This window comes from Arthrobacter sp. CAN_A1, assembly GCF_015751665.1.
GTDB lineage: Bacteria > Actinomycetota > Actinomycetes > Actinomycetales > Micrococcaceae > Arthrobacter_D.
On record NZ_JADOUR010000014.1, the window covers coordinates 23,516 to 48,981 of the forward strand.

Annotated in this window: 27 protein-coding genes and 1 tRNA gene; 16 read left to right on the top strand and 12 right to left on the bottom strand. The window is 65.2% G+C overall.

Annotated features, from left to right (window positions below):
• Window positions 1-18 precede the first annotated feature (18 nt).
• The 6 genes from IWX62_RS13870 to IWX62_RS13895 form a co-directional block, all read right to left on the bottom strand.
• Window positions 19-1,110, bottom strand: coding sequence for a GNAT family N-acetyltransferase (locus IWX62_RS13870; RefSeq protein WP_196842005.1), 1,092 nt, complete (start codon window positions 1,108-1,110; stop codon window positions 19-21).
• 133 nt (window positions 1,111-1,243) lie between these two features.
• Window positions 1,244-1,951: a 50S ribosomal protein L1 gene (gene rplA / locus IWX62_RS13875; protein WP_196842006.1), complete on the bottom strand. Its 708-nt coding sequence runs from the start codon at window positions 1,949-1,951 to the stop codon at window positions 1,244-1,246.
• Window positions 1,952-2,103: 152 nt separating this feature from the next.
• Window positions 2,104-2,535, bottom strand: a complete 432-nt coding sequence (gene rplK, locus IWX62_RS13880) for a 50S ribosomal protein L11 (protein WP_196842007.1) — start codon at window positions 2,533-2,535, stop codon at window positions 2,104-2,106.
• Between the two features lie 122 nt (window positions 2,536-2,657).
• The gene (gene nusG, locus IWX62_RS13885; protein WP_196842008.1) at window positions 2,658-3,542 is read right to left on the bottom strand and encodes a transcription termination/antitermination protein NusG; all 885 of its coding nucleotides are present in this window, start codon (window positions 3,540-3,542) and stop codon (window positions 2,658-2,660) included.
• A gap of 59 nt (window positions 3,543-3,601) precedes the next feature.
• Window positions 3,602-3,859 (bottom strand): preprotein translocase subunit SecE, encoded by a 258-nt coding sequence (gene secE / locus IWX62_RS13890; RefSeq protein ID WP_196842009.1) that lies wholly within the window; start codon window positions 3,857-3,859, stop codon window positions 3,602-3,604.
• A 66-nt stretch (window positions 3,860-3,925) separates the two neighbouring features.
• A tRNA-Trp gene (locus tag IWX62_RS13895) sits at window positions 3,926-3,998 on the bottom strand.
• A gap of 231 nt (window positions 3,999-4,229) precedes the next feature.
• Here IWX62_RS13895 and IWX62_RS13900 point away from each other — a divergent pair.
• Entirely contained in the window at window positions 4,230-5,477 is a 1,248-nt protein-coding gene (locus IWX62_RS13900) for a pyridoxal phosphate-dependent aminotransferase (RefSeq protein ID WP_196842010.1), read from the top strand.
• Window positions 5,478-5,515: 38 nt separating this feature from the next.
• On the opposite strand, the gene IWX62_RS13905 is transcribed toward IWX62_RS13900, so the two are convergent.
• Complete coding sequence (locus tag IWX62_RS13905) at window positions 5,516-6,175, bottom strand: LuxR C-terminal-related transcriptional regulator (protein WP_196842011.1); 660 nt, start codon at window positions 6,173-6,175, stop codon at window positions 5,516-5,518.
• Complete coding sequence (locus IWX62_RS13910; protein ID WP_196842012.1) at window positions 6,172-7,503, bottom strand: PspC domain-containing protein; 1,332 nt, start codon at window positions 7,501-7,503, stop codon at window positions 6,172-6,174. Before IWX62_RS13910 ends, IWX62_RS13905 begins: the two co-directional genes overlap by 4 nt.
• A gap of 124 nt (window positions 7,504-7,627) precedes the next feature.
• On the opposite strand from IWX62_RS13910, the gene IWX62_RS13915 reads away from it, so the two are divergent.
• From IWX62_RS13915 to IWX62_RS13955, 9 genes are all read left to right on the top strand, one after another.
• Window positions 7,628-9,091, top strand: coding sequence for a PspC domain-containing protein (locus IWX62_RS13915; protein ID WP_196842013.1), 1,464 nt, complete (start codon window positions 7,628-7,630; stop codon window positions 9,089-9,091).
• The gene (locus tag IWX62_RS13920) at window positions 9,088-9,312 is read left to right on the top strand and encodes a hypothetical protein (RefSeq protein WP_196842014.1); all 225 of its coding nucleotides are present in this window, start codon (window positions 9,088-9,090) and stop codon (window positions 9,310-9,312) included. The genes IWX62_RS13915 and IWX62_RS13920 overlap by 4 nt, the downstream gene beginning before the upstream one ends.
• A gap of 96 nt (window positions 9,313-9,408) precedes the next feature.
• Window positions 9,409-9,651, top strand: a complete 243-nt coding sequence (locus tag IWX62_RS13925; protein WP_196842015.1) for a PspC domain-containing protein — start codon at window positions 9,409-9,411, stop codon at window positions 9,649-9,651.
• A gap of 88 nt (window positions 9,652-9,739) precedes the next feature.
• The gene (locus IWX62_RS13930) at window positions 9,740-10,699 is read left to right on the top strand and encodes an ABC transporter ATP-binding protein (protein ID WP_196842016.1); all 960 of its coding nucleotides are present in this window, start codon (window positions 9,740-9,742) and stop codon (window positions 10,697-10,699) included.
• Window positions 10,696-11,544, top strand: coding sequence for an ABC transporter permease (locus IWX62_RS13935; protein ID WP_196842017.1), 849 nt, complete (start codon window positions 10,696-10,698; stop codon window positions 11,542-11,544). The genes IWX62_RS13930 and IWX62_RS13935 overlap by 4 nt, the downstream gene beginning before the upstream one ends.
• 43 nt (window positions 11,545-11,587) lie before the next feature.
• Entirely contained in the window at window positions 11,588-12,883 is a 1,296-nt protein-coding gene (locus tag IWX62_RS13940; RefSeq protein WP_196842018.1) for a sensor histidine kinase, read from the top strand.
• On the top strand, window positions 12,880-13,572 hold the full coding sequence (locus IWX62_RS13945; RefSeq protein WP_196842019.1) for a response regulator: 693 nt from the start codon (window positions 12,880-12,882) through the stop codon (window positions 13,570-13,572). Before IWX62_RS13940 ends, IWX62_RS13945 begins: the two co-directional genes overlap by 4 nt.
• A gap of 96 nt (window positions 13,573-13,668) precedes the next feature.
• Complete coding sequence (locus tag IWX62_RS13950) at window positions 13,669-14,694, top strand: 6-phosphofructokinase (protein WP_196842020.1); 1,026 nt, start codon at window positions 13,669-13,671, stop codon at window positions 14,692-14,694.
• Between the two features lie 10 nt (window positions 14,695-14,704).
• Entirely contained in the window at window positions 14,705-15,424 is a 720-nt protein-coding gene (locus IWX62_RS13955; RefSeq protein ID WP_196842021.1) for a GNAT family N-acetyltransferase, read from the top strand.
• Here the strand turns inward: IWX62_RS13955 and IWX62_RS13960 are convergent.
• The 4 genes from IWX62_RS13960 to IWX62_RS13975 form a co-directional block, all read right to left on the bottom strand.
• Window positions 15,421-15,828, bottom strand: coding sequence for an ankyrin repeat domain-containing protein (locus IWX62_RS13960; RefSeq protein WP_196842022.1), 408 nt, complete (start codon window positions 15,826-15,828; stop codon window positions 15,421-15,423). The two genes, IWX62_RS13955 and IWX62_RS13960, sit on opposite strands and share 4 nt — an antisense overlap.
• Window positions 15,829-15,830: 2 nt before the next feature.
• Window positions 15,831-16,928 (bottom strand): CAF17-like 4Fe-4S cluster assembly/insertion protein YgfZ, encoded by a 1,098-nt coding sequence (gene ygfZ, locus IWX62_RS13965; RefSeq protein ID WP_196842023.1) that lies wholly within the window; start codon window positions 16,926-16,928, stop codon window positions 15,831-15,833.
• Between the two features lie 64 nt (window positions 16,929-16,992).
• A complete protein-coding gene (locus tag IWX62_RS13970) occupies window positions 16,993-17,592 on the bottom strand; it encodes an FABP family protein (protein WP_196842024.1) in 600 nt (199 codons plus the stop codon).
• A gap of 208 nt (window positions 17,593-17,800) precedes the next feature.
• On the bottom strand, window positions 17,801-18,538 hold the full coding sequence (locus IWX62_RS13975; RefSeq protein ID WP_196842078.1) for a hypothetical protein: 738 nt from the start codon (window positions 18,536-18,538) through the stop codon (window positions 17,801-17,803).
• 175 nt (window positions 18,539-18,713) lie between these two features.
• Here IWX62_RS13975 and IWX62_RS13980 point away from each other — a divergent pair, with 175 nt between their 5' ends.
• The 6 genes from IWX62_RS13980 (at window position 18,714) to IWX62_RS14005 (ending at window position 25,446) form a co-directional block, all read left to right on the top strand.
• Window positions 18,714-19,415 (top strand): winged helix-turn-helix transcriptional regulator, encoded by a 702-nt coding sequence (locus IWX62_RS13980; RefSeq protein WP_196842025.1) that lies wholly within the window; start codon window positions 18,714-18,716, stop codon window positions 19,413-19,415.
• Between the two features lie 249 nt (window positions 19,416-19,664).
• On the top strand, window positions 19,665-20,714 hold the full coding sequence (gene mshD / locus IWX62_RS13985; protein ID WP_196842026.1) for a mycothiol synthase: 1,050 nt from the start codon (window positions 19,665-19,667) through the stop codon (window positions 20,712-20,714).
• Window positions 20,715-20,788: 74 nt separating this feature from the next.
• Window positions 20,789-23,011 (top strand): RNA degradosome polyphosphate kinase, encoded by a 2,223-nt coding sequence (locus tag IWX62_RS13990; protein ID WP_196842027.1) that lies wholly within the window; start codon window positions 20,789-20,791, stop codon window positions 23,009-23,011.
• Window positions 23,011-23,976 carry an NUDIX hydrolase gene (locus tag IWX62_RS13995; protein ID WP_196842028.1) on the top strand — a complete coding sequence of 322 codons (966 nt, stop codon included), beginning with the start codon at window positions 23,011-23,013 and terminating at the stop codon, window positions 23,974-23,976. The genes IWX62_RS13990 and IWX62_RS13995 overlap by 1 nt, the downstream gene beginning before the upstream one ends.
• A 148-nt stretch (window positions 23,977-24,124) precedes the next feature.
• The gene (locus IWX62_RS14000) at window positions 24,125-24,886 is read left to right on the top strand and encodes a thymidylate synthase (protein WP_333483441.1); all 762 of its coding nucleotides are present in this window, start codon (window positions 24,125-24,127) and stop codon (window positions 24,884-24,886) included.
• Window positions 24,883-25,446 (top strand): dihydrofolate reductase, encoded by a 564-nt coding sequence (locus IWX62_RS14005; RefSeq protein WP_196842030.1) that lies wholly within the window; start codon window positions 24,883-24,885, stop codon window positions 25,444-25,446. Before IWX62_RS14000 ends, IWX62_RS14005 begins: the two co-directional genes overlap by 4 nt.
• Window positions 25,447-25,466 lie beyond the last annotated feature (20 nt).

Sequence of the window (25,466 nt, forward strand, 5' to 3'; positions counted from 1 at the left end):
CACTATTCTGCGAGAAAATCAGCCCTTCTTCTGCCACGCGGCGGTATAGCCCGCGGGGACGAATCCCATCTCGACATTCACGGCGAGCATGTGCTGGTTCTCCTCGGCGTTCCAGGTGTAGACACGGCGTGCCTCCGGCCACACCGATGGCACTTCGCGGAGGTTTGCCGTCTTCAGCCACATACCCAGGCGCTTCCCCCGGTGTGAGCGCAACACCAGGGTGTCGTCCTGGGACACCACCTCGGGCTTTACCGGCTGGTACTCAAGAATGGTGTGACCTGCCAGTAGCCCGGTGGGGAGGTGGCGGGCCGCCCGGACCAGTGAGTGGCCACCTGACCTGAGCAGACGTTCTTCGCCTTCCCGGATCCGTGCGGCATCCCACACCTCTTCCTCCCACTCCAGATCCCCCATCGGCACGTCGGCACTCATGGTCTTCCGCAGCAGCGCGTACTGGTCCACCAGATCATCGGGGCAGCGATCGCGCCATTGCACCAGCTCGTAGTCCTCACCCGCCACCTCGTGCGCGGCCTGCGCCTGCGCTGCAGCGCGGGGTAGCGAAGTGGACAATTCCAGCACGCTGCACCGGTCTACCTGAGCTAACTGGAAGCCGTTCCGGAGAGCAAGCGCCGTCGTCGCGCAGTTCCGTGGGAAAGCCCCAGCACCCGTGGCCGGCACGAGGACGTTGGCTGGAGCCATATCGAACCCTGCGGGTAGATCGGTCCAGGACATGATGGTTGACCGGCCCACCGATGCCGCATGATCGGCGAGGACACTATAGAGCCGCGAGCCAAGCCCCTTCCCCCGATAATCGGGGTGTACCAGCACGAAGACGTAGCAGGTGTTGAGATTGTCGGTCAGCGGGATATCAATGACTGCCTTCCCGACGACGGAGCCAGCGTCCCGGGCCACGAACATCACCCGCTCCTCGTAGTCGTTGGGCTGGGACGCCTCATAACGGGCCTGGGGGCTATAGAAGTGATCGTCGTTCCCCCAGAGAACCCGCTCCATCAGGTTGCTCAAATCCGCCGCCGCAATGAAGTCGGCGCCGTCAGGGAGATCAAGAGTTGCCGGGCGGGGCAGGAGATCGATCGTCATGGCTGAGGTTGTCATGGGAAAAGTCTAGCCGAGTGATTGATAGATGCCAATCACTAGTTTCCTGGGTTGGATTTTGGGTGTTAACGGCCAAAGGACCGCAGCTTGTGAGCTGCGGTCCTTTGAATGGCGCCTGACGGCGTCCTGAGACTTACGCCTCGGCGAAGACCTTGGTGACGCTTGGGTCAACGGTGATGCCAGGACCAAAGGTGGTCGAGACGGTTGCCTTCTGGATGTAGCGGCCCTTGGAAGCCGAAGGCTTCAGGCGCAGCACCTCTTCCAGCGCTACGGCGTAGTTCTCGCCGAGCTTCTGCACATCGAAAGACACCTTGCCAATGATGAAGTGCAGGTTGGAGTGCTTGTCGACGCGGAAGTCGATCTTTCCACCCTTGATGTCGGTGACAGCCTTGGTGACATCGGCTGTAACGGTGCCGGTCTTGGGGTTAGGCATCAGGTTACGGGGACCCAGTACCTTACCGAGCCGACCGACCTTGCCCATGAGGTCAGGGGTGGCGACGGCGGCGTCGAAGTCGACCCAGCCTGCGGCAACCTTTTCGATCATGTCGTCGGAACCCACGAAGTCGGCGCCAGCGGCAATTGCCGCTTCAGCCTTCTCGCCTGTCGCGAAGACCAGGACGCGCTTGGTCTTGCCGGTGCCGTGAGGAAGGTTGACCGTGCCGCGGACCATCTGGTCGGCCTTGCGGGGGTCAACGCCCAACCGGAACGCTACCTCAACGGTGGCGTCAAACGTCGAGGGGTTGGTTTCCTTGGCCAGAACTACTGCCTCGAGCGGGGCATACTGCTTGTCTGCCTCGATCTTGGCTTCGGCCGCCTTATATGCTTTGCTGCGCTTTGCCATCTGCTTTTTCTCCTTATGCAGTTGTGGTCTGCGGACCGCGCGGGCCCTGCCACACTCCGACACTCCGATCCGCCTGACTGGCGGTCCTTGCGTCTACGTTTTGATGTTGAGGTGCACGGCGGACGATGCCGCCGGGCGGTGGATGGAAGGCTTTAGCCCTCTACCGTGATGCCCATAGAACGGGCGGTGCCGGCGATGATCTTGGCAGCTGCCTCGATGTCGTTGGCGTTGAGGTCTTCCATTTTCATGGTGGCGATCTCGTTGACCTGGTCCTTCGTCAGCTTCGCAACCTTGACGGTGTGCGGCGTCGGCGAACCCTTGGGGACTCCGGCAGCCTTCTTGATGAGCTCAGCCGCAGGAGGGGTCTTGGTAATGAACGTGAATGAGCGATCCTCATACACTGTGATTTCAACGGGAACTACGTTTCCGCGCTGGGATTCCGTTGCAGCGTTGTACGCCTTGCAGAATTCCATGATGTTGACGCCGTGCTGGCCAAGAGCTGGACCAATGGGAGGTGCCGGGTTGGCGGCGCCTGCATTGATCTGCAACTTGATCAGGCCGGTGACCTTTTTCTTCGGGGCCATGAAGGGTCCTTCTTTCACATTACGTCCATAGGACAGGAGCGTCCCATGGGTTGTTGGTCACCATGGCGTGATGACCTACCGCACCACCTGGGCTAAGCCGGCCCGGGTGGAACGAAGCTTGGTTACTGCAGTTTGGTGACCTGGCTGAACGAGAGCGTCACCGGAGTTTCGCGCTCGAAGATCGAGACCAGAACAACAAGCTGCTGGGACTCGGGCTTGATCTCGGAGATGGTGGCCTGGAGAGTCTCGAAGGGACCCTCGTTGACCGTGACCGGCTCGCCAACTTCGAAGTTCACTGTTGCCGGAGTCAGCTGGTTCTTTGCTGGCTTTCCCGATTCGGGGTCGGTGTGAACCACCGTGTGTTCCAGCATGGAGAACACTTCACCGAGGCTCAGTGGCACCGGGTTGTGAGCGTTGCCCACGAAACCGGTGACGCCCGGGGTGTGCCGAACGGCGCCCCACGAGGCGTCGGTGAGGTCCATGCGGACGAGGACGTAGCCGGGGATGCGGACCCGGTTGACGATCTTCCGGGTGGTGTTCTTGATCTCCACCACCTCTTCCATCGGCACCTGGATTTCGAAGATGTGCTCTTCCATATCCAGGGTCTGGATGCGGGTTTCGAGGTTGGCCTTGACCCGGTTCTCGTAGCCCGCGTAGGAGTGGATGACATACCAGTCACCCTCCTGGCGGCGCAGCAGCGCCTTGAAGGCAGCTACGGGATCTTCGGCCTGAACTGCTTCTTCAGCAGCTTCGTCGGCTTCAAGAGCGTCACCTTCAACGGAATCGCCTTCAGCAGCGTCGCCCACAGCGTCCTCGTCGGACGAGGAGGTGTCCGCAGTAGCGGAGTCCTCGACATCGACGTCATCTGCAACAGTTTCGGTCTCGCTATCGGCCGGGGCATCACTGTCAACCGGGGTCGCTTCGACACCGGAATCAGCTACCTGATCCTCGTTCTCCAGATCATCCTCAACAGAAGTGATCTGCCGTTCGAGTTCTTGCTCGGACACCTAGCCGCCTGCTTTCTAAGATTCTTCAGCTTGTTTACTGCATTACCGCACGGGTCCCGCTATGCGCCGCCGAAGACCCACACCGCAGCCGTCCCGAACAGGAAGTCCAGGGCGGTCACTATCAGCATCATGATGATCACGAAGATCATCACGGTGATGGTGTACCGCACGAGTTCCTTGCGGGTCGGTACAACTACCTTCTTGAGTTCGGAGATAACCTGCCGCACAAAGAGGAAGATTCGGCCGAAGAAACCCCGCTTGGGAGTGTTCTTTTCGGAAGGGCCACCCTGTGGGCTGCCCGCAGCCGTTTCGGTCACCTTCAACCTCTTCCATTTGTGTCGGTTTCAGTAGCCCGCAAGGACTATTGTGTTACGTCGAATGCGCAGGGCAGACAGGACTCGAACCTGCAACCTGCGGTTTTGGAGACCGCTGCGCTACCAATTGCGCCACTACCCTATGGAGAGATCTCGCCGATCCGGCTGAGCCAACTCAGGCACGAACCATCATGGCGATTTCAACACCGAGGAACTAGTCTACGCAATCCCCGCCCCGGCGTCGAACCGGAACCCCATGCGGACCGGCAGCCACCGCCTAACAGGATGGTTCGGCGTCGTTGCCCGACGGCGACAACGGCCTAAGCTGGAATCACGTCACAGTCCACAGCACCACCAACCCTAAGGGAACACTATGACTGCCACCCCTGCCGCCCAGCCACAGGCCACCGCGAATGCGCCAGCACGGCGGATCTCCCAGCGAATCGCAGCCATCGCCGAATCGGCCACACTGGCTGTTGATGCCAAGGCCAAGGCCCTGAAGGCGGCAGGTCGCCCGGTCATCGGGTTCGGGGCCGGTGAACCCGACTTCCCCACCCCCGGCTACATCGTGGATGCCGCGATCGAGGCAGCACGTCAACCCCGGTTCCACAGGTATTCGCCGGCGGGTGGGTTGCCGGAGCTCAAGCAGGCTGTCGCCGAGAAGACGCTGCGGGACTCGGGCTACGCCGTCGACCCCTCACAGGTGCTCGTCACCAATGGTGGCAAGCAGGCCGTCTACGAGTCGTTCGCTACCCTGCTCGATCCAGGCGACGAGGTGCTGGTTCCCACCCCCTTCTGGACCACCTACCCCGAGGCAATCCGCCTCGCCGGTGGCGTCCCGGTGGAAGTATTTGCCGGCCCTGAGCAGGGCTACCTGGTGACTGTTGACCAGCTGGAGGCGGCTCTGACCCCTCGCACCAAGATCCTGCTGTTTGTCTCGCCCTCCAACCCCACCGGCGCTGTCTACAGCCCGGAGCAGGTCAAGGAGATAGGCGATTGGGCTGCCGAGCGTGGCCTGTGGGTGGTCACCGATGAGATCTATGAACACCTGACGTACGACGGCGTCCCGTTCACCTCTATTGCCACTGCGTCACCGGCCATCGGGGACCGGATGGTCATCCTCAACGGGGTGGCGAAGACCTATGCCATGACGGGGTGGCGGGTGGGCTGGATGATCGGCCCGAAAGACGTGATCAAGGCGGCCACAAACCTGCAGTCCCATGCCACCTCGAATGTGTCGAACGTGCCCCAGATGGCGGCGCTGGCAGCAGTGGCTGGCCCCCTCACCGCAGTGCACGAGATGAAGGTAGCGTTCGATCGCCGTCGTCGGGCAATGGTTGAGGGCCTGAACGCGATCGATGGGGTGGAATGCCCGGTCCCGAAGGGCGCGTTTTACGCGTACGCCGACGTGCGTTCCCTGCTGGGACGGGAGATCGGCGGCGTCCGCCCGGCGACGTCGGCGGAACTGGCAGCACTGATCCTCGACAAGGTGGAGGTAGCAGTAGTCCCCGGCGAGGCGTTCGGACCCAGCGGCTACCTGCGGCTCTCCTACGCGCTGGGCGACGCTGATCTTGCCACCGGCGTCGGGCGTCTGCAGGAGTTCCTCGGTACCGCACGCTAGCTGTATTGCCCCGAGACGTTGGTAACGCGACCGGCAGGTTAGAGTAACCGCCGCTCGGCAGCCCACCGGGTGAGCTCGTGCCGGGAGGACAGCTGCAGCTTGCGCAGGACGGCCGACACATGGGTCTCAACTGTCTTGATCGAGATGAACAGTTCTTTCGCGACTTCCTTGTAGCTATACCCCCGGGCGATCAGGCGCATCACCTCCAGCTCACGGGCCGAGAGACGGTCGAGCTCACTGTCCACCGACGCCACAGCAGCGGTGCCGAAAGCGTCGAGCACAAACCCTGCCAGCCTCGGCGAGAACACTGCGTCTCCGGACGCGACCCTGAGGACGGCGTCGGAAATCTCCGCGCCGGAAATAGTCTTCGTCACGTAGCCGCGGGCACCGGCCCGGATCACCGTCACCACGTCCTCAGCGGCGTCGGACACGCTCAGGGCCAGGAACTGCGTGTCGGCGAGGAGGGCGGCGCAGCCTGCGAGTACCTCAGCGCCGCCGCCGCCGGTTCCGCCTGGCAGGTGCACATCCAGCAGGACCACCCGCGGTCGATGTTCGTGGATGACAGTGATCGCTTCCTCAACGGTGGCGGCCTCGGCGAGCACAGCGATCCTGTCGTCGAGATCTGCTCGCAGACCGGAGCGGAAGATGGCGTGGTCATCGACCACCACAACGGTGACCGGCTGCTCGGAATTATTCACTGGGCACCATCTGCTTCCTCGTGGGGCATCTCCAGCTTAACCTCGGTGCCGTCCGCGCTGCTGCGGATCGACACCTTGCCGCCGTGTCGATTCATCCGGCTGTGCAGGGACACCCTGATCCCCATCCGGTCCTCGGGGATCGCTTCTGGATCGAACCCGCTGCCACGGTCCCTGACGAAGATCGTCGACCCGGACGTCCCGGCTTCAAGATAGACGGAGATGGTGCCGCCGGCATGCTTGGCCGCATTCAGGACGGCTTCACGAGCAGCCTGTGCCAGGATTTCCTGGCGCTGGGTGAGCGCCGTATCGCCAACCACCACCACGTTGACTGGGGTGCCATAACTGTCCTCGATTTCCGCGGCGATGGCCCGGATCCGCTCCGCCAGGTTTCCCGACTGGTGGGCGGCGTCGGCGTACAGCCAGTTCCGCAGCTCGCGTTCCTGTGCGCGGGCCAACCGCACCACATCCTGTTCCGAGCCGGCACGGTTCTGGATCAGGGCGAGGGTCTGGAGCACCGAATCGTGCAGATGCGCTGCTATTTCCGCGCGTTCAGTCGCCCGCGCCCGCCCTGACCGTTCGGTTTCGAGATCCCGCCAGAATTTGAGTCCCCACGGCGCCAGCACCAGAAAAACCCCAGCCAGCACCGCGCCGGTAGCCACCAGGGTTGACCAGGTAAGCTCCCAGGAGATGGACCCGGACACCATGATCAGCACGCCCACGGTCACGAGCAGCAGACCGGCAATCAGACGGGCCAGTCCCCCGGCCTGCGAGGCCCCTGCCCGGTTCATCAGGCCGGCACGGCGGCTTTCATCCAGCTGGGTCCAGGCCAGCACTGCGCCAGCCACTACGACGCCGACCGGCAGCAGGGTGTCGAGGGGAAGATTGGCGCCGAGCTGCTGGGCAATCGCCACCGCTGCCACCAGCAGAAGCGCTGTGCCCAGCAGGACTTCGCGTTTGCCGATCAGGGAATGAGCCTGGTTCTTCGACCCAGCCGCGGGGATCGCCGTCGGGCTCGAAGAACGTCCAAAGGAGCCGGCTGTGGTGCCCGGTGAGCTCCCTGCGGGCCCGCCGGGGGCGCCGCTCAGGTCCTGAGACCTGGAGAAGGTGAGGCGGGGGCCCACCCGGGTGGGCCCCTGACGGAGTTGTTCCTCCTGGGTAGGGACCAGCACCCACAACCAGCCATACAGGAAGATCCCTGCACCGCCTGCGAGTGCCAGCGCCGCCATGCCGATCCGTGCCACATTGACCGTGATGCCAAGGTGGGCGGCGAGTCCGGCGCACACCCCAGCGATCATCGCATCGTTGGAACGGAGCAGGGCTGGTCTCATGACCTAATCCAAACATGATCCTTCGCCGACTGGTGCGGGATTCAGGGAAAGTCCCACGCCGCTCAGGGAGAGATCAGGGTAGGCCCCGATAGCAACCCGCCTCCCCTGCCGACAGGATTGAGGTATGAACTCGCATCAGGACCCGAATGACCCTCAGCCGGAGCCACCGGCCGACCACTCCCCTCAACCCGGGCAGGCCTCCCAACCTGAGCGGGCGCCCCGCACTGGTGCCGGTCACGAAGCGGACGGGCCAGGCGAATCGCCGACGGCTGGGCAACTGCCGCCTCAGACCGCCCGATCCTCACCGGGGACGTCCACCACCTTCTTCGCCTGGCTTCGCGGCCTCGGCATTGTCAGGGGCCAGGACCGCTGGATCGGCGGCGTTGCCAGCGGAATCGCCGCCCGAACCGGCCTGGATCCGGTACTGATCCGCGGAGGGTTTATCCTGCTGGCCATCTTCGGCGGCGTCGGGATTCTGCTGTACGGCCTGGCCTGGGCATTGCTGCCGGAACCCGACGGACGGATCCACGTCGAATCCGCAACGCAAGGCAGCTGGACCTCGGGTATGACCGGAGCGCTGATCCTGACGATCGCCGGGATCGGCCGTCCCAACTTTCCCTTCTTCGCCGACGGTGGCGGCGGAGCGTTTTTCTGGACCATTTTCTGGATCGGCGCCGTGATCTTCGGGATCTATGTGGCGGTCACCATGTCGAACAGGAAGTCGGACGACTCGGGCACAGCGAGCTCCGACGACGGCACCAGTCACACCGGAACCCACACCAGCTCAACCCACACGGTCGCCGCCGACCAACCGGGGACGGCTCGCGCCTCGGGCACGCTGACCCCACCGCCGCTGTACAGTCAGCTGCCGCCGCTCCCGCCTCCACGACACATTCCGCCGGCGCCGCAGAAACCCCCAGTCCCCAAACCGAGCGGTGCCGAACTGGCCCTCTATCTGGGGGGCGCGCTCATCGCCGTCGGCGCCGTCCTGGCCCTCGACTACACCGGAATTCTCAACCTGGGCACCTCGGTGATCCCGGTGGCGATCGCCGCTGGATTGATCCTGGTGGGATTGGGCATCGTGACGCTGGGCCTTCGTGGACGCACCTCAGGTTTCCTCGGGTTCATGGCGGGAGTCGGCATCGTGGCAACAGTGGTCGCCGGCTCAACCTTCGCCACCGGGACAATCACTGTCGGCAGCAGCGCCGTCTGGACCCCCACCACCGAGGAGCCCGCCAGCGAGGGATACACAGTAGTTGCAGGCCAGGGCACGGTTGACCTCAGCAACCTCACCAACCTCGACGCCGACGTGGTGGTCCCCGTGAACTCACTCGCCGGAAACGTCGGCATCCTGATTCCCGACGACGTCCCGGTCCAGGTGCGCTCCTCAACCGCCCTCGGAGCCCTCAGCACTGTGGACAACGGCCAGGAGGCAACGGCCGGCGGCATGTGGCACCCCGCCGAAATCGACCTGAACGAAAACGCCTCCGGACCATCGATCATCCTCGAAATCCGCGGCGCCATGAGCCACACCACTGTGGCCGCCAGCCAGACCGAACTTGAAGACGTAGGAGGCATCTCGCGATGAGCACACCCGAGTACACCACCAGGAACGACGACGGCGACAGGTCAGTTCGCACCGGAACCGTGGTCTGGGGGCTGATAGCAATCGCCGTGGGAGTCCTGGTACTGGTGTCGCAGCTTGTCGACATCAATCTGGACACCGGTCTGGTGCTGATGGGTCTGCTGGTTGGCACCGGCGTAGCCCTGGTGGTCGGCGGCCTGGTCTCCATGGCCAGCCGCAAGTAGCAGCCCGATCCGCGGCGACAGCCCCGGCTGCCGCCCCTGCCCGGCGTCCAACACAATAATTCACCACTCCACTACCGAAACGGGTTAGCCTAAATCATGGAAAAATTCTTTGACATCCTTCGCTCATCACCCATCAAACGTGCCCCCGGCGGATGGCTTGGCGGTATCGCCTCAGGTATCGCACTCAAGTTCAACTGGCCGGTAGCCTATGTCCGGATCGGTATCCTCCTGAGCTTCCTCCTGCCGTTCATCAGCATCCCGATGTACGGCATCCTGTGGCTGCTCCTTCCCAAGACCGACGGCACCATCGCCTTGCAGAAGATGATCTCAAGCAACTGACCGGGCACGGTGTCCTGCTTCAGCAGGACACCGTCACTCGTTCTACCGGACCTGTCGCTGGGACCGGGCCCAGTGACACGCTGGTGCTATGAAACAGCCAGCTGCAACCAGCCGCACCGAGACACCAGGTTCCGCACCCCCTCCGGCACCGGCGAGCGCCGTCGTCGTCGACTCGCTGACGAAGTCCTACCGGCAGCCGAAGACGGCCGATCTCCTCGCCGTCGACGGCGTGTCACTGACCATCGGCACCGGCGAGACCTACGCCCTGCTGGGCCCCAATGGCGCAGGGAAAAGCACCACCATTGAGATCCTTGAGGGTCACCGCAAACCGACGTCCGGGCGGATCACCGTCCTGGGCCAGAATCCCTATAAGGCTCCAGCCCAGTTCCGTTCACGCATCGGGATTGTGCTGCAGGAGGCCACCGACATGGGGACCCTCAAAGTGTCCGAGGCGCTCAAGGATGCCGCCGCCTTCTACCCCAACCCGCGCCCGGTTGACGAGGTCATGAGCGCGGTGGGGATCGAGGACAGGGCGGGGGCGCTCATCAAATCGCTCTCCGGCGGGCAACGCCGCCGGGTTGACGTCGCCCTGGGGATGATCGGGAACCCTGAACTGTTGTTCCTCGACGAACCCACTACCGGCTTCGACCCTGCGGCCCGACGAAGGTTCTGGGACCTGATCCGGAGCCTCGGCGACGCAGGCACCACCATTGTGCTCACCACCCACTACCTCGACGAGGCCCAGCAGCTCTCCCACCGGCTCGGCATCATCGCGTCCGGCCGGATCATCGCCGCGGGCACCGCGGACACCGTGGGTGGGCCGGACCTGAGGACCCCCCGCGTCCGCTGGACCGACGACGCAGGCTCCCACGAGGAGCTCACCACCTCACCAGGAGCACTCATCCACCGGTTGACCGACGGCGGTACCCGGGAGCCCGCGGACCTCGAAGTGATCCGCCCCAGCCTTGAAGACGTCTACCTCGAGCTGCTGCGCCAGCACGACGACGCCGCTGCTGCGGCTGCCATTCCTGAAGGAGTTCACGCATGACCACCATCGACACCACCAGACCCGCGGGACCGACATCCTGGCGGCCCAGCACGCTCGCACTCGGCGCCCGCCGAGCCGTCACCGAGATCAGGGCCTTCAACCGCGACGGTCTCTCCCTGACGCTGATCATGTTTTTTCCCGTGGTGTTGATGGGCCTCTTCGGGACGGTGTTTGGCGACCAGCCCACCTTCGGCCCCCCAGGGGCCGAAGTCACCCCTGCACAGTACTTCCTGCCCGGCATGGTGGCGCTCGGCACCATCCTCAGCGGGTTTCAGAACCTGAGCGGCTATGTGGCAGCGGACCGGTTCAACGGCGGCATCAAGCGGCTGGCCGGAACACCGCTACCTGTGGTGTCCTACTTCATCGGCAAAATGGGGGTGACCCTCTACCTGATCGTGGGGCAGACCACCATCCTTCTGTTGGGCAGCTCCCTGCTGCTCGGCGTTGACCTCCCGACAACGCTTGGCGCATGGCTGACCATCGCGTGGCTCCTCCTGGGAGCGACTGCCGCCTGGGCCGTCGTCGGGATAGCCTTCGCCTGTATCGCGAAGTCCGCCGAGAGCGCCTCAACACTCGCGGTCCTTCCGGTGCTGATCCTGTCCTTCACCTCCGGCGTCTACTTCCAGTACTCCCAGCTTCCCGAATGGCTACAGACGTTCGCCAGCCTGACCCCGCTCCGCTGGACCGCCAGCGGGATGCGAAGCGTCTTCCTGCCCGCCGAATTCGAGGTTGCCGAACCCGGCCAGACCTGGGCACTCGGTATGTCTGCCGTGGTCATCGCCCTCTGGTTGATCGTCGGGCTGGTCCTGACGCGGCTGACCTTCAAATGGCCACCACAAAAGTGACCCGCAGCTCCCGTGGCTGTCCAGGCAGTCGTAGGCTGGGTCCATGAGTGTGAAACCGGGCCGGACCGAGAAGCTCATGCCAGAGAACTCGGTGTGGATCCACGGCATGAAGTGGTGGCACGTGGGTTTCTACACGGCGCTGACCGTGGTGGTCCTCGTCGTCATCAACGGCGAGGCTGACCCCACCATCAGCGCAACCACCATCGGCGCGATGGCACTGCTGGCCGCCGCCTACCCCTTCCTGACCCGGCAATGCCACCTCCAGACCTGGCGGCCGCAAGCGTATGTGGTGTTACTGATCCTCGTGGTCGGATTCCTTGCTTTCCTCCCGGGCTCGGGGGCTATCCTCCTCTTCGTCGCCTTCCCCCAGATCTGGATGTTCTCCGCCAGCGCACGGGGTGGCCTGATCGCCACCGCTGCAATCTGCGTGGCGGTAGCCATCGGGCAATTGGTCCGTTTCGGCGGGTCATCCGAAGACCTGACCGGGATTGGCCTGCAGGCGGGATTGTCTTTCCTGGCATCGACCATGCTGGGGCTCTGGATCTACAAGATCATCGACCAGAGTGAGGACCGGGCGCAGCTCCTGGCCGATCTGGACGCCGCCCGCGTTGAACTCCAGCGCGCTGACCAACGGCAGGGTGCGATGGCCGAGCGGGAACGAATGTCACGCGAAATACACGACACCCTCGCCCAGGGTTTCACCTCGGTGGTGATGCTCTCCGAAGCGGCGCTGGCCCAGCTGCGCACCACCCGGCTGGACAGCAGCACCGCGGACACGGTGGCGGCCCGGTTGGCGTCCATCAACGCCACCGCCAGGGAAAACCTGCAGGAGGCCCGCGCCCTGATCGCGTCCACCGGGCCTTCCCAGCTGCAGGGCGGCGACCTGCTCGGAGCGCTTGACCGGTTGGCGTCGGCGGCAACCGAGTCCGGCTGCGAGACTTCCTGCACCCTGCCCGACCGGCTACCGCCCCTCACCTCCAACCAGCAGATTGCCCTGCTCCGCTCGGCGCAGGAGGCACTCACCAACGTCCGGCGGCATGCAGCGGCTTCCCAGTCCCACCTCGACCTCCTGCGCTCTGGGTCCGAGTTACTGCTGACCGTCACCGACGACGGCAGCGGCTTTGACCCGCACGGCGACACCTCCGGCTACGGGCTGAAGTCCATCGGCGCCCGGCTCGACGAAATCGGCGGCACCCTGCACGTCTCGTCCGCGCCAGGCCGGGGAACCACCCTGAGGATGGCGGTTCCGGTGACCGGGCACGACGACGGTTTGCCAGCACCAGCGCACGACAGTGCCACACCGGCGCTTAACGATCCCGCGCCGGCGGAGGCCACATGAATCCCACCGACCCCGGGACAACGCCACCCGACCCGACCGGCGCCGATACCGTGCGCCTCCTGGTGGTTGATGACCACCCTGTGGTGCGTGCAGGGCTGATCAACCTGCTTTCCACCGACCCCCGCATCGTGGTCGCAGCCGAGGCCGCCAACGGGGAGGAAGCGGTTGCAGCAGCAGCCGCCGTCGCGCCCGACGTCGTTCTCATGGACCTACGGATGCCCCTCCTGGACGGGGCGGACGCCACCGCACGCATTCTTGCGGCCCGGCCCGGGACCAAGGTGCTGGTCCTCACCACCTACGACGGTGACTCGGACATTGTGCGGGCCGTTGAGGCCGGCGCTGTGGGCTACCTGCTCAAGGACACTCCCGGGAACACCATCATCAGCGCCGTGTTTGCAGCAGCCCGCGGTGAGACGGTCCTCGCGCCGCCGATCGCCGCGAAACTGGTGTCGAGGCTGCGCGCACCCGAGCCGCCAGCGCTCTCCCCCCGCGAACGGGAGGTGCTCCAGTGCGTGGCCCAGGGTCTGAGCAACCCGGACATTGCAGCGCGGCTCTACATCGCTGAAACCACGGTGAAGACCCATCTGCTGAGGATCTTTGCGAAGCTGGACGTCGATGACCGGACGCGAGCAGTGGTGGTGGCGATGGAACGCGGCATTCTGCACGGGACCTCGCCCGGCGCGCGATAGGGGCCTGCCACCTAAAGTGTGTTTAGAATCATAGTTGAGCTCAACGGGGCGCTCTGACCTGTTCACCCTCCCCCATCTGCAAGGACCCAGCTCCACATGAAAATCGGCATACTCACCAGCGGCGGCGACTGTCCAGGACTCAACGCAGTGATCCGTGGAGCAGTCCTCAACGGAATCAAGACCCACAACCTTGAGTTCGTCGGATTCCGCGACGGCTGGCGTGGAGTGGTGGAGGGCGACATCATCGACCTCCCACGAAGTGCTGTCCGCGGTATTTCCAAGCAGGGCGGCACCATTCTGGGCACCTCCCGCACCAACCCTTTTGAAGGGAACGGCGGACCCGACGCGATCAAGGCCACCCTGGAACGCCTCGGCATCGACGCGATGATCGTGATCGGCGGTGAAGGCACCCTCGCCGCAGCCAAGCGGCTCACCGACGCGGGCCTGAAAATTGTCGGGGTTCCCAAGACTGTCGACAACGATCTCGATGCCACCGATTACACCTTCGGCTTCGACACGGCAGTGCAGATTGCCACCGAAGCCATCGACCGGCTGCGTACCACCGGCGAATCCCACAGCCGGTGCATGGTGGCCGAGGTGATGGGACGCCACGTGGGCTGGATCGCCCTGCACGCCGGGATGGCGTCCGGCGCCCATGCCATCCTTATCCCTGAGCAGCAGACCAGCCTGGAGCAGATCGCCGACTGGGTGACCGAAGCCAATCACCGTGGCCGCGCGCCGCTGGTCGTCGTGGCGGAAGGGTTCGTCCCCGCGCACCTGGACCAGGCTCATTCCGAGCGTGGCCTCGACACCTTCGGCCGGCCGCGGCTCGGTGGGATCGCCGACCAGCTGGCCCCGGAAATCGAGTCCCGGACCGGGATCGAAACCCGCGCCACGGTGCTGGGTCACATCCAACGCGGCGGGGTGCCGTCGGCGTTCGACCGCGTTCTCGCGACGCGTCTGGGAATGGCGGCCGTCGATTCAGTGGTGGACGGGCTCTGGGGCACAATGGTGTCCCTCAAGGGCACCGAAATTGCCCGGGTGGGCTTCGAAGCCGCCCTGGGCAACCTGAAGGTTGTCCCCCAGCACCGGTATGACGAAGCGGCCATCCTCTTCGGCTAACGTTGCCTGAATGGAACTCGATCCCGGCACTGTCTCAATCATCCAGCTCGGGTGGTCCCGGCTCCTGCAACTCGACGACACTGCGTTCGCCGGGGCTGCGGGTGAGCGGATCTACCGCAGGGACGACGACGCGGAGCTGCTGACCTTTGTGCGGTTGTTCGGTGAGGAAGCCCTCGTGGGACCCGGCTGGGCGCTCGACGCGGCAGCCGGGCTCGACGGCGACGTCCTCGCCAGCCACTCAACCCTCCTGCGGCTGACCCGGGACCACGGGGGCCGCGGCCTGGGCGAAGCGAACCTGTATTTCTGCGACAGCCTGCCGACCCTCGAGCCCCGCGACGACGTGGCAGTGAGCGATGACCTGGCCTTCGCCGTCGACCTTGAGCGGCTGTGCCCGCCCGATGACACCGCCGAGGTGGGACTGAGTGAGCTGGAACATCTCACCATCCTGGTGGACGATTCCTCCGCTCCTCCCGCACCCTTCGCCGGGGCGGGCTTCGACATCTGGAGCGGCATCCTGGCCCATCTCGGTGTCTTGACGGCGCCCGAGAAGCGGGGCCAGGGCTATGCCTCGTTCATCGCGAAAGTGGCCGTCGAGGACGCCATGGCGGCGGGCCTGGTCCCCCAGTGGCGTGCCCGGACCGACAACACCGCGTCGATCAGGACCGCGCTGCGGGCCGGTTTCACCGGGTGCGGCAGCCAGACCAGCGTGCTGCTGCCGGCAAACGGCTAGGCCGGCCCGAACAGGTCGAGAAGTTCCTGGCGGTTGAACATCAGTGCGGTCTGCCGCGCGGTGGGCTGGCCCTGGTCGGGATCGGCGCCTGCGCCGACCAATGCCTCGGCCACGTCCGGGTAGCCTTTGAATGCGACCCCCGCCAGCGGCGTCTGACCCTTGTCGTTGACCGCGTTGACATCAACGCCCCGCCCGGCAAGATCTGCCACGATGCCTGCATGCCCGTGATACGCGGCGAGCATCAGGAGACTGTCGCCGGCGCTGTTGGTCAGCGTCGCTGGGACCCCCGCGTCGAGGTAACGGCTCAGCGTGGCGGCGTCGCCGGTGCGGGCAGCATCGAACAGCTGGTGGGCCAGCTGTATTGCCTGATCCGCGCCGCCGTCTGGCGGGTTCGCCTCCGTCATGCCTACCTGCGCCCCTTGAGGAAGCCGGTGGCGCGTCCCACCACCTGGCCGGCATCGGGCGCCACAATGATCTCCTGCGACGCGGCGTATACCTCGTCGCCATCCTGCACCACCAGGTCACCCAGCGGGTCAACCGAGCGTTTGACGACGGCGAGTGCCACCGCCCCCATCTCGTAGTGCTGGGCCACCGACGTGACCGTGCCGACGGTACGTCCACCGGCGACGACGGCGCTCCCCACAGCGGGGAGGGTGTGCTGGCTGCCATCGAGCTGCAGGAAGACCAGGCGTCGGGGTGGATGCCCCAGGTTGTGTACCCGGGCCACAGTTTCCTGGCCTTTGTAGCACCCCTTGTTCAGATGCACTGCGGTGCGAATCAGGTCCAGCTCGTGCGGGATGGTCTTCTCGTCGGTTTCGGCTCCGGCCCGCGGGCGCCACGCGGCGACACGCAGGGCTTCGGACGCCATCGCGCCAGCGAGGCTCAGCCCGGCCTCACCGAGGGTGGCGACGGTCTCCGCGAGTTCTGCCTGCGGAATCAGGTACTCAAACCAGGGGCGCTCCAGCCCGGGGTGATCCTCCTCGGTCACCACCGAGTAGCCGTAGCCGCCGTCCGCGATGTGGGGCCAGGGGTCCACCCACACGAGGCGTTCGGACAACCCAACAACAGGTTTCACGGCACCCAGAACCGCCCAGGTATCTGACACGTCAGCGATCTCGACCCGGAGCATGAACTTCATCCGGTCCAGCCAGGCGGCCATGCCGGGTGCCTCGAAGCCTTCGACGATCAGCCAGGTGGTGATCCCGTCGTCGACCAGCCGGGCGTTGTATTCAATCCGGCCCTGCACGCTCAGCAGCAGGGTTTCCGAGCTGCTGCCCGGCTGAAGCCCCAGCAGGAGCTGGGAGGAAAGGGTGTTCAGCCAGCTCAGGCGGTCCGGTCCGGTGACCGTCACGATGCCGCGGTGGGACAGGTCGACGACGGCGGTGCCGCGGGCCAACGCGCGCTGCTCCCTGAAGGGGTCGCCGTAGTGGGAGGCGGTGCCCTGGTCGGGGGCGCCAGCGGCGACCGCGCCGGGCAGGGACAGCAACGGGCTGAGGTAGGTCATGGTGATGTCAACGCATCCTTGGGCTTGGCGTATTCCTTGGCCCTGCCCTGGTGGGCATGGCTGGTCAGGATTCTTTTTTGAGAATGGCCGACGCGTGGGCCTTGAGCGGCTGGCCGTCAGCGGCAACGTCCCACCGCCAGTAGAGGTCGCCTTCCACGAGACCATACAGCCGCGTGGCGGCCGTGTATTCCTTGGAGTTCTGCCCGCGCATCACCAGGTCGGTGCTGAGCTGGATCTGCGGGCCCTTGATGACGCCGTAGTACAGTTCAGCAATTCCGCCGGGATGCACAATGGTGGCGGTGATATCAAAGCCGTCCTCGGCGTTGCGGAGCTGCTCCACCTCTTCCGCACTCTTCAGCGCCGGAACGATGTCGGCTGGTTCCAGCCCCGGACCGCCGTCGGCGTCGTTCAGCTTCCGGTCCAGCGCCCAGAATCCGGTTTCCACCGAGAGGGGGCGCAATCGGGTGCCCTGCTCGTCGGTGAGCCAGCTTTCCGCCGTGTACTGGAGGTACGGGAGCCCGTTCTGGGTGAAGGTGACGCGCTGCTCAAAGTGCTCGGACTCCGAGGAGCCTTCGCCGAGCCGGCCGGAACCCTCCCAGGCACCCAGCAGCCAGGACAGCGGCACCAACTCGGGCGTGAGGTCGGTGGGAATCTCAAACGACATGGCGTGGTGGCAGCCTTACTTTTGGCCCTTGTACAGGCGGCTGATCACCAGTGCCGCTACTCCGGCCATCGCCAGTGAAGCGAGCACCAGCAGTCCAATGAAGAAGATTTCAAGCGCAAGAATCGACATGCGTCCATCCTAACGCGACGTATTAGCAGCTCTCGACCTCATTGCCGTTCGAGAGCGGCGCGGCCGGCCGGGAAGTGAGTCAGGCGGTGAGCAGTTTGCCCAGGAAGTAGACGAGCGAGCCGATCACCAGGATCGGCGCGACGCCGATGGACATGGCCGCTGCCACATTGACCGGCGTGTCGCGGGCCAGGAACAGCCGGCGCGCACACACCACCACGGCTCCGCTCACCGCTCCGATGATGCCGGCGGCCAGCCCGGACACGTCGGTGAACAGGATGGCGCCGAGTGGTCCAGCGATCGCAGCCAGCACGGTTCCCAGTGGTGCGACGATGCGGTCAGGCCAGGGCAACAGCGATACGGCGAGGGCGATCATCACGCTGATCCCGGTGACCAGCATCATCCCGGTATTGCCGGCGTTGACGGCCAACCGGTCGGCTGCAACCCAGCCGGAGCCGAGGCAGGCCAGGAACACCCCAACTCCGGCGCCGAGCGTGGACTCAAGGCGATGGCTCTGGCCGGTCCCCCGGAAAAGCTGAATGAGGAAAACCCCGCCGAGACCGAGTGCTGTTGCAACAGGCATCCACCGCATGACGTCGGAGTCGGGGACGGTCAGGGCGGCGGCCGTGGCGGCCAGTGCACTGAGTCCGATGATTGTCGATTGGCTCTTCTTGGCGGGAACGCCCAGCACATGGGGCCAGCCCACCGCACACACGAGAATCAGCACCGCCGTAACACCCGCGACGGCGCCGAGGGAGACGTAGGAAGCAGCCACTACTGAGCTGACGGCAACTGCCGCTGCGATGGCTACGCTCCACATTCTCACCCGAGCAATACTGCCTTACAGCTCCGGCAAGTGAAAACGCCGGAGCCGGGGTGCGGCGGATCACACCCGGTATACTGGACCAAATCTGCAAGGGCTGCGGAGCACATGATCTACGCCGTCGGCCCAACCCAGTCGCCCGATGATGCGCGTCCGAATATATGGAGGACACATGCCGCACATCCTGATGTTGACCAACAGCCCCGGCTCGTCCGTGGGTGTGCTGCCCGCACTCGAGCTGCTCAACCATAAGGTGCATATCCTGCCCGCCGAGCCGACGGCGCTCCTCGAAACCGAACCCTGCGATGTGGTGATGGTCGATGCGCGAAAGGACATGGTCGGCGCGCGATCGCTGACCCAGCTCCTGAAGGCCACCGGCCTGAGCGCCCCCCTGGTGCTGGTGCTCACCGAGGGTGGGATGGCGGCCGTCGCAGCGAACTGGTTGGCCGACGACGTCGTCCTCGACTCTGCGGGCCCCGCCGAGGTGGAGGCACGGCTCCGCCTCGTCATCGCGAGGTCCAGCTCGGCTCAGACGGAGACCAGCAACGAGATCCGGGCTTCCGGCGTCGTGATCGACGAGGCGAGCTACACGGCGCGGGTGGGCGGAGAACCGCTGAACCTGACCTACAAGGAGTTTGAGCTGCTGAAATATCTTGCGCAGCATCCGGGTCGGGTGTTCACGCGGGATCAGCTGCTGCACGAGGTGTGGGGCTACGACTACTACGGCGGCACCCGCACTGTTGACGTCCACGTGCGGCGGCTACGGGCCAAGCTGGGCGCCGACCACGAGCAGCTGATTGGAACGGTCCGCAACGTGGGGTACCGGTTCACGCTGAGCCGCTCAACTGACGAACGCCCGGCCGTCGACGCCTGAGGCTCGACTCGCCGGAACGCGCCCCCACGAACACGCCACTTAACTGACGAAGTCCCTCCGCACGTGCGGAGGGACTTCGTCAGGTCTTGCTGGTTTTTGCTACTTCAAAGTGGAGGACATACGGGTCGAACGTATCGCGGGCACCCCACTGGTGCATCCCCCGTGAACGATCACCTACGCTACCCCACCAGCGGCGCCGCATCAAAATTGGCCCCCGCAGCTGAGTCCGTTGAGGGTTAGGCTGGCTGCATGACCACAGCTCACCTTCCCACCTGGCCCATCCTCCACACCGCTGGCGCCCCCGAACCCCGGCTCCTGCAGGACATCCTCGGACTCGCGGCAGCCGCAGCGGAAGCCGACGGCAATCCGCCCCTGTCGGAACAGACGTTGGTCAACCTGAAGGCCGCTGGCGCCCACCCCGAGTCTTTGCTGGTGTTCGCTACCTACGCCGTCGACGACGATTCGCCAGCCGCCGCCGAGGGAGACCCCGCTGGCGCCTCCAACGACGCCGAAGAGCTGGCCGGGGTGGCAGTGGTCAGCCTGCCCCGCGAGGGAACTGACGACGACGCCGACGCCGGAGTGATCGAACTGGTGGTGCGGCCCACCTACCGCAGCCAGGGGGTGGGAAGTGCATTGGCCGACGCCGTCAAGGCCCACGGTTTGCCCGCGTTGCGTGCCTGGTCCCACGGCAACCACGCTGCAGCCGTCAGCCTGGCGGCCAAGAACGGGTTCGTTCCCGTCCGGGAGCTGTGGCGGATGCGACAGAGTCGGGCCGCTCTGGAAGCCTCGGTGCTTGCCCAGACCGCCGCCGCGGTCACCCTTCCCGACGGCGTCATCCTGCGCGCCTTCCAGCCCGGTGTCGACGAGGAAGCCTGGCTCGCCGCCAACCGGGCGGCCTTCGTCCACCACGCCGAGCAAGGCTCAACCACGCTTGAGGACCTTCAGGCGCGCATGGCCGAAGACTGGTTCGATCCGTCGGGGTTCCTGCTGGCGGTGCGTGAAGCCGACGGTCAGCTGCTCGGCTTCCACTGGACCAAGGTGCATCCCCGGTCCGGTGACCACCCCGCGATGGGCGAGGTGTACGTCGTCGGGGTCACTCCTGAGGCGCAGGGAATGGGGCTGGGCAAGGCGCTCACCATCGCCGGGATTGAGCACCTTCATTCGCTGGGACTGCAGGCGATCATGCTCTATGTCGACGCTGACAACACCGCCGCCGTCGCGCTCTACCGGAAGCTCGGGTTCACGCGCTGGGACGTTGACGTCATGTATGCGCCGCTCGATGCCGGGGCTAGCTTGTAAGGTGGATCCTGATGCCGCTAAACCCCTTGCGAGAGGGGTGGAGGACGGCAACCCACCCGCTGTCAGGAGACACCATGGAATCCGAAACCGCAGCACGCGTTCCGGCACGGTATGGCTCGTCCGAGGTCGCGCCCGCGCGCGCCACCCAGGACCGCATCGACATCCCGGAATTCGCCCCCAGCCTGCTGCCGGAGGGCGCGATTACGCCCGACCGGTTCCTTGACCGCGAATCGAGCTGGCTCGACTTCAACGCCAGGGTACTTGAGCTCGCCGAGGACCCCGACCTGTACCTGCTGGAGCGCGTCAGCTTCCTCTCCATCTTCGCGTCCAATCTGGACGAGTTCTTCATGGTGCGCGTCGCCGGGCTGAAACGGCGGATCGCCACTGGTCTGGCCGTCCCGTCGGCTGCGGGGCTGAGCCCGATCGAGCAGCTCGAACAGATCATGGCCGACGGCTACAAGCTGCAGCAGCGCCACGCGGCGGTGTTCGCCGAGAATATCCGGCCAGCTTTGGCCGCCGAAAACATCCATCTGACCACCTGGGACGAACTCGACGACGCCGCCCGGGCCGAACTGAACAAGATCTTCGCCGAGAAGGTCTTCCCCATCCTGACCCCGCTCGCCGTGGATCCGGCCCACCCCTTCCCCTACATTTCGGGGCTGTCACTGAACCTCGCCGTCGTCGTCCGCAACCCGGTCAGCGAAAAGGAACTCTTCGCCCGCGTCAAGGTCCCCGACCAGCTGCCCCGCCTGATCTCGGTGGACGGCCCGCGTGCCGGCAACGTGACCGGGCGCACCGCACGGTTCATCCCGCTGGAAGATGTCATTGCCGTCCATCTGGACCAGCTGTTTCCCGGCATGGAAGTGCTCGAACACCACACCTTCCGGGTGACCCGCAACGAGGATCTGGAGGTGGAGGAGGACGACGCCGAGAACCTGCTGCAGGCTCTCGAAAAAGAGTTGCTGCGGCGCCGGTTCGGGCCGCCGGTCAGGCTGGAAGTCACCACCGACATCAACCCGAGCATCCGCGCCCTACTGTCCCGCGAGCTCGGGGTGGAAGAGGACGAGGTGTATGGTCTGCCCGCACCGCTGGACCTCCGGGGATTGAGCGTGATCGGCCGGATCGACCGTGGCGAACTCCGCTATCCCAAGCATGTCCCGCACACCAGCCGTGACCTGAACGAGAGCGAAACCTCGAAGGCGGCGAACGTGTTCGCTGCCATGCGGCGTCGGGATATTCTGCTGCACCACCCGTACGATTCCTTCTCCACCTCGGTCCAGGCGTTCCTGGAGCAGGCAGCGAATGACCCGAAGGTGCAGGCGATCAAGCAGACCCTGTACCGCACATCGGGCGATTCGCCGATCGTTGATGCGCTGATCGACGCCGCCGAGTCCGGCAAACAGGTCCTGGCCCTGGTGGAGATCAAGGCGCGCTTCGATGAGCAAGCCAACATCTCCTGGGCCAGGAAACTGGAGCAGGCAGGCGTGCACGTGGTCTACGGGATTGTGGGGCTGAAGACCCACTGCAAGCTGTCCCTGGTGGTCCGGCAGGAAATTGACGGGCTCCGCCGGTACTGCCACATCGGAACCGGCAACTATCACCCGCGGACCGCCCGCTATTACGAGGATTTTGGGTTGCTGACCGCCAATGAGCAGGTGGGCCAGGACCTGTCCCGGCTGTTCAACCAGCTCTCGGGGTATGCACCGAAATCCACGTTCAAACGGCTGTTGGTGGCCCCACGATCGGTGCGTTCCGGGCTGATCGACCGGATCGAGCGCGAGATCGCCAACCAGAAGGCTGGCCTGGCGGCGCGCGTCGTGGTGAAGGTCAATTCGATTGTCGACGAGGCCATCATTGACGCCCTGTACCGTGCCTCGCAGGCGGGCGTGACGGTGGATGTGATTGTCAGGGGGATCTGCTCGATCCGCCCCGGCGTTCCCGGCCTCAGCGACAACATCACCGTCCGGTCCGTCCTGGGCCGGTTCCTTGAGCACTCGCGGGTGTTCGCGTTCGCCAACGGCGGCGATCCCGCAGTGTTCATCGGATCGGCCGACATGATGCACCGGAACCTCGACCGCCGGGTGGAAGCCCTGGTGCAGCTCAGTGCCGCCGAAGACATCAGCTACCTGATGTCCCTGATCGACCGGTACATGGACGAAGGAACGGCGAGCTGGCACCTCGACAACGAGGGGAACTGGACCCGCCACCACAAGGACGCCGTTGGTACCCCGCTGAGCGATGTTCAGAGCTGGCTGCTGGCGTCCCGTGCCCGCAACCGGTCGGCAGTCCGCCACTGATGGAGTCTGTTGATGGGGCGGGGGCTTCCCCCGCCGAGGAAACGGCGCCGTCGGTCATCGCTGCAGGGGCTATTTGCTGGCGCAAAGAGCAGGGCCAGCTTGAGGTGCTCCTGATTCACCGGCCGCGCTACGCGGACTGGTCCTGGCCCAAAGGCAAGCTGGATCCCGGCGAAACCACTCCCGAGTGCGCTGTCCGCGAGGTCGAGGAAGAGGTTGGCCTGAGGATTTCCTTGGGCATTCCCCTGGCGTCGACCATCTACCCCGTGGCCTCAGGGCCGAAGGTGGTGTATTACTGGGCGGCGCGCACCGAGCGCATGGAGGTGCATCCGGATGGCAAGGAGGTGGACAGGTTCCTGTGGGTCGCCCCGGGCCGCGCCGCTGAATTGCTGACCAATCCCACTGATCGGGAGCCCCTCGAGTCGCTGCTGGCGGCGCACGAAGCCGACCAGCTGGAGACGTGGCCGCTGATCGTGGTCCGCCACGCGAAGGCCACCCCCCGGTCCTCCTGGACCCGGGCTGAAGGGGATCGTCCGCTGGCCGCAACCGGCCGTCGTCAGGCCGCTGCGGTAAGCCGGCTCCTCGAAGCGTGGGGCCCGTCGAGGGTGGTGAGCAGTCCCTGGGAGCGGTGCGTCCAGACCATCGCACCGTATCTGAAGTCCAAGGACATCAAGCTCAAGCTCGCCGATTCGATCACCGAGCGGAATGCTGGACGCAAGCCTGACAAGGCCCGATCAACTGTGGAAAAGCTGTTCGACAAACGCCGGCCGGTTGCGCTGTGCACTCACCGACCGGTGCTCCCGCTCGTCTTCGGCGTGCTTCGCCGCCACCTGCCGGAGTCGCTCGGCACCGCACTGCCGGTGGATGACCCGTATCTCGCTCCCGGCGAGGTGCTGATCTCCCACGTGAGCAGCAAAACTCCCGGGCGCATCGTCGCCGTGGAGCAGTTCAGGGCCTACGACGACTAGCTCCCCGCCCTCGCTGTTGGGTTGGCCGGAGGCCGTTTGACCCACCGCTGCTCGCCTCTCGGCGGAAAGGCGGGTGGCAACCATTAGAGTGGATTGCGTGAGTTCACAACCCATCCCCACCCCGTACGAGGACCTGCTGCGCGACGTGATGGCCAACGGAGCGGTCAAATCCGACCGCACCGGCACCGGCACCCGCAGTGTCTTCGGGAGGCAGTTGCGCTTCGACCTCGCCGACTCCTTCCCGCTGGTCACCACCAAACGCGTGCACTTCAAATCGGTAGCACTGGAACTGCTCTGGTTCCTCCGCGGCGATTCCAACGTCTCCTGGCTGCAGGAACGCGGCGTCAAAATCTGGAACGAATGGGCCGGCGACGACGGCGAACTCGGCCCCGTCTACGGCGTCCAGTGGCGCTCCTGGCCGACCCCCGACGGCGGTCACATCGACCAGATCGCCCAGGTAGTCGAGGCGCTGAAGGTCAATCCCGACTCCCGCCGCCACCTGGTCTCGGCCTGGAACGTGTCGGAGCTGCACAACATGGCACTCCCCCCATGCCACGCGTTTTTCCAGTTCTACGTCGCCGACGGCAAGCTCTCGTGCCAGCTTTACCAGCGCTCAGCCGACACCTTCCTCGGCGTACCGTTCAACATTGCCTCCTACGCGCTGCTGACCCTGATGGTCGCCCAACAGGTGGGGCTGGCTCCCGGCGAACTGATCTGGACCGGCGGAGACGTCCACATCTACGACAATCATGTCGAGCAGGTGAAAGAACAACTGGCCCGGCAGCCCTACCCCAACCCGCAGCTGCTGATCAACCGAAAACCAGAGAGCATCTTCGACTACACGCTGGAGGACTTTGACGTGGTGAATTACCAACACCATCCCACCATCAAGGCACCGATCGCCGTATGAGTTCAGCCAATCGGGGCATCATCGACGCCATTGGACGGGAACCGTTCATCGGCATGATCTGGGCCCAGACGGAGAACGGGGTCATCGGGAAGGACGGCGGCATGCCGTGGCGCCTCCCCGAGGACATGGAGCATTTCAAGCGGACCACCTCCGGCCACCCGGTCATCATGGGGCGGCACACCTGGCAGTCGTTTCCCGCCAAATACCGCCCCCTCCCGGACCGGACCAACATAGTGGTGAGCCGTCACGCGCTCGAGGCCGGTGACCTGGCGGGCGCCGTCGTCGTCGGCTCCCTCGAGGACGCACTCGCCGAGGCCCGGCGCAGTCCCGGAGCCGAACAGATCTGGATCATCGGCGGCGGGCAGATCTACGAGGCCGCCCTGCCGGTGGCCCAGGCCGCGGTGGTCACGGTGATCGAGTCCACCACCAAAGGGGATACGTTCGCGCCAACGCTGGGACCGGACTGGCAGCTCGACGGCGTAACCCCCCATGAGGGCTGGCTCACTGGCGCCAATGGCACCCGGTACCGGATCAGCCTGTGGACACGCGGCCGGGACTAGCTGGCGACGGCCGGGAAGCT